This is a genomic window from Ornithinibacter sp. (assembly GCF_035443565.1).
Taxonomy (GTDB): domain Bacteria; phylum Actinomycetota; class Actinomycetes; order Actinomycetales; family Dermatophilaceae; genus Fodinibacter.
The window spans coordinates 1-3,256 of record NZ_DAORSO010000204.1 but is presented as its reverse complement, the minus strand read 5'-3'; the positions used below and the strand labels follow the sequence as shown (position 1 = coordinate 3,256).

Sequence of the window (3,256 nt, the reverse complement as noted above, 5' to 3'; positions counted from 1 at the left end):
TCGACCCCGAGTACACGAGGTACCGGCTCGACATCGCCCCCGACCAGGCCTACCTCGGGAGGGTGTGGCGTCAGCGGGCCGCCGAACGCGTGAACGAGGTCAGGAAGCCTGACGCTTGATCGTCGGGGGTGCGCTCCAGCGCATCTCCATGGTCCGACGACCGTCGGCCGTCGTCACGGGGACCCAACGCATGGTCAGTCCGGTCCGCGTCATGGGAGCAACGAGCTTCTTCATCGGTCCCTCCTCTCGGGTTGGTATGTCACGTCCTGAGCCAAGGGTAACCGAAGATGGACTGAAGATGAACGGAAGGTGAACGACCCGGCGTGGCGGGGGCTTCGTCGGTGCCGCCACTACAGTGCTCGCCATGGGTGCGACACGGGTGGCCGTCATCGGTGCGAGCGGGCGGATGGGCTCCACCGTCTGCTCTGCGGTCGAGGCGGCTGACGACCTCGAGCTCGTCGGACGGTTCGATGTCGGGGACGACCTCGGCGACCTCGCCGGCGCGCAGGTCGTCGTCGAGTTCTCGGTGCCCGACGCCTCGCCGTCGAACGTGGCGCACTGCGTCTCCCGGGGGGTGCACGTCGTCGTGGGCACGACCGGCTGGTCACCGGACCGCCTGGTCGCCCTGCGCGAGCAGGTGGCGCAGGCTCCCGGCGTCGGAGTGCTCATCGCCCCCAACTTCGCCCTCGGCGCGGTGCTCATGATGGCCTTCGCCGCGAAGGCCGCGGCCTACTACGAGTCCGTCGAGGTCATCGAGCTGCACCACCCCGACAAGGTCGACGCGCCCTCGGGAACCGCAGCGCGCACGGCATCCCTCATCGGTGAAGCCCGGGAGGCCGCCGGGCTCGGCCCGGTGCCCGACGCGACCACCCACGACCCCGACGGCGCCCGCGGGGCGCAGGTCAGCGGCATCCCCGTGCACTCGGTGCGGCTGCGCGGGCTCGTCGCCCACCAGGAGGTGCTCTTCGGCGCCGCGGGGGAGATGCTGACGATCCGCCACGACTCGTTCGACCGGGTGTCGTTCATGCCGGGGGTGCTCACGGCGGTGCGCAGCGTCGCTGGCCACCCGGGCGTCACGGTGGGGCTCGAGCACTACCTCGGCCTCACCTGAGCCACATGTTCCTGCTCGGGCTCGACCTCACCGGCCGCCGGGTCGTCGTCGTCGGCGGTGGGGCGGTCGGCACGAGGCGGGCTCGGCTGCTCGCTGACGGCGGTGCCCACGTCGTCATCGTCGACCCGGACCCGTCGCCGGATGCCGTGGCGCTCACCACCGACGCCGGCACCACCAGCACCGCCCGCGCCGCCCGCGTCGAGCTGGTCCCGCGGCCGGTGCAGCGGGATGACCTCGACGGTGCCTGGCTCGTCGTGGCCGCCACCGGCGACCCCGTGCGCAACGCCGACGTCACCGCCTGGTGCGAGAGCCGCCGGATCTGGTGCGTCAACGCCTCGCAGGGGACCGCCGGGACCGCGCGGCTGCCGGCGACGATCACCCACGGTGACGTGATCGTCGGTGCGCTGTCCACCGCCGAGCCGGACCCGGGTCGGGTGGCTGCCGTGCGCGACGCGCTGGCCGACCACCTCGGCGCGGGTGCGGTCGACCTGCGGCGGCGGCGTCGCACGGGTGTCGGTCGGGTCATCCTCGTCGGCAGCGGCCCGGGCGACCCGGCGCTCGTCCCGCGCGCCGGGCTCGAGGCGCTGGCCGGCGCCGACGTCGTCGTCACCGATCGCCTGGGTGCCACCGACCTGCTCGAGCACCTGCACCCGGACGTCGAGGTCGTCGACGTCGGCAAGGACCCGACCAACCACCCCGTCCCGCAGGAGCAGATCAACGACATCCTCGTGGAGCGGGCCCGCCGAGGGCTGACCGTCGTGCGCCTCAAGGGTGGTGACCCGTACGTCTTCGGCCGCGGCGGCGAGGAGGTGCACGCGTGCCGGACGGCGGGGGTCGACGTCACCGTCGTGCCCGGCATCAGCTCGGCGCTGAGCGTGCCCGCACTGGCCGGCATCCCCGTCACCCAACGCGGGCTGGCGACGTCGGTGCACATCACCTCGGGGCACGCGGGGGCGGATGCCGCGTCGCTGGCGGCGCTCGCCGCTGGCTCGACGCTCGTCATCCTCATGGGGGTCTCGGCGCTGCCGCGCATCTGCGAGGCCGCCGTCGCGCACGGGGTGCGCCCCGACCTGCCGGTGGCCATCGTCGAGGACGGCTCGACACCCCGGCAGCGGGTGACCCGGGCGACGCTCGCGACTGCGGCGCAGGTCGCGGCCACCTCGACGGTTCGCGCACCGGCGATCGTCGTCGTCGGAGCAGTCGCGGCCCCGGGGTTCCTCGACGATCCCGTGTGCGGGACGTCGTGGCCGGGCAAGGAGGTGGCTGATGTGCAATGAGTCGGGGGATGGGCTGCCGACACTGATCGTCTGTGCCCACGGCACGCGTGACCCGGCGGGCCGCGCGACGATCGAGGCCGTCGTCGCCGCCGTCGCAGCCCGGCTGCCCGCAGTGTCGGTGCAGCCCGCCTACGTCGACGTCCACGGCCCCGACATCGTCGAGGTCGTCGACGCGCTGCCCCCGGGGGAGGGTGGGGTCGTCGTCCCCCTCCTGCTCGCCGGCGGGTACCACGTGCACGTCGACATCGCGGATGCCGTCGCTCGCCGCCCCGACGTCGTCGCCACCCCGGCGCTCGGCCCAGACGACCGGCTCGTCGGCATCGTGCTCGACCGGCTGGCCGAAGCGGGTGCCACCCCGGGGATGCCGGTGGTCCTCGTCCCTGCGGGGTCCAGCGACGCACGCGCCCAGGCCGACAGCGCGGCCGTGGCGCAGGCCTTGGCGCGCCGGTGGGGCGGGCCGGTGACGCTGGGGTTCGCGGCCGGTCCGCAGCCGTCAGCAGCGGATGCCGTGGCGCTGGCCCGCGCGGACAGCGCAGGGCCCGTGGCCCTCGCCTCGTACCTGCTGGCACCCGGCTTCTTCCAGCGGCGGCTCGAGGAGGCGGGCGGCGACGTCGTCACCGGCCCGCTCGCCCCCGACGACCGGCTCGTGGACATCGTCGTGGACCGCTATCGCTCCGCCACGAGGTCAGCCCCAGCCGAGGGCCCGTAGGAGCGCTGCGAGCGCGCCTGCGGCGAGGACGACGACGAGGAAGTTCGCGCGCAGCAGGAGCAGCACCACGGCCGCCGCGACCGCGACGAGACGGGCGTCGACGACGAGCGACCCGGCATCCCCGGTCACCGACTGCACGACGACGAGCGCCGCGAGCAG

General features: G+C 74.2%; 3 protein-coding genes and 1 pseudogene. 3 read left to right on the top strand and 1 reads right to left on the bottom strand.

The genetic code is table 11. The annotated features are described in order from the left end of the window. The first annotated feature begins 364 nt into the window (after positions 1–364). The 3 genes from dapB to PLL68_RS13345 are packed head-to-tail and all read left to right on the top strand — an operon-like array spanning position 365 to position 3,097. The gene (gene dapB, locus PLL68_RS13355) at positions 365–1,111 is read left to right on the top strand and encodes a 4-hydroxy-tetrahydrodipicolinate reductase (protein WP_324534875.1); all 747 of its coding nucleotides are present in this window, start codon (positions 365–367) and stop codon (positions 1,109–1,111) included. A 5-nt stretch (positions 1,112–1,116) separates the two neighbouring features. After that, on the top strand, positions 1,117–2,388 hold the full coding sequence (gene cobA, locus PLL68_RS13350; protein ID WP_324534873.1) for a uroporphyrinogen-III C-methyltransferase: 1,272 nt from the start codon (positions 1,117–1,119) through the stop codon (positions 2,386–2,388). Beyond that, on the top strand, positions 2,378–3,097 hold the full coding sequence (locus PLL68_RS13345) for a sirohydrochlorin chelatase (protein ID WP_324534871.1): 720 nt from the start codon (positions 2,378–2,380) through the stop codon (positions 3,095–3,097). The genes cobA and PLL68_RS13345 overlap by 11 nt, the downstream gene beginning before the upstream one ends. Here PLL68_RS13345 and PLL68_RS13340 read toward each other — a convergent pair. Then, positions 3,074–3,256: pseudogene (locus PLL68_RS13340) on the bottom strand (AzlD domain-containing protein); the annotation flags it as partial. The gene PLL68_RS13345 and the pseudogene PLL68_RS13340 sit on opposite strands and share 24 nt — an antisense overlap.

Excerpts from the sequence above, each read along its gene's own strand:
- dapB (WP_324534875.1), top strand. The coding sequence starts at position 365 with ATGGGTGCGACACGGGTGGCCGTCATCGGTGCGAGCGGGCGGATGGGC.
- cobA (WP_324534873.1), top strand. The coding sequence starts at position 1,117 with ATGTTCCTGCTCGGGCTCGACCTCACCGGCCGCCGGGTCGTCGTCGTC.
- PLL68_RS13345 (WP_324534871.1), top strand. The coding sequence starts at position 2,378 with ATGTGCAATGAGTCGGGGGATGGGCTGCCGACACTGATCGTCTGTGCC.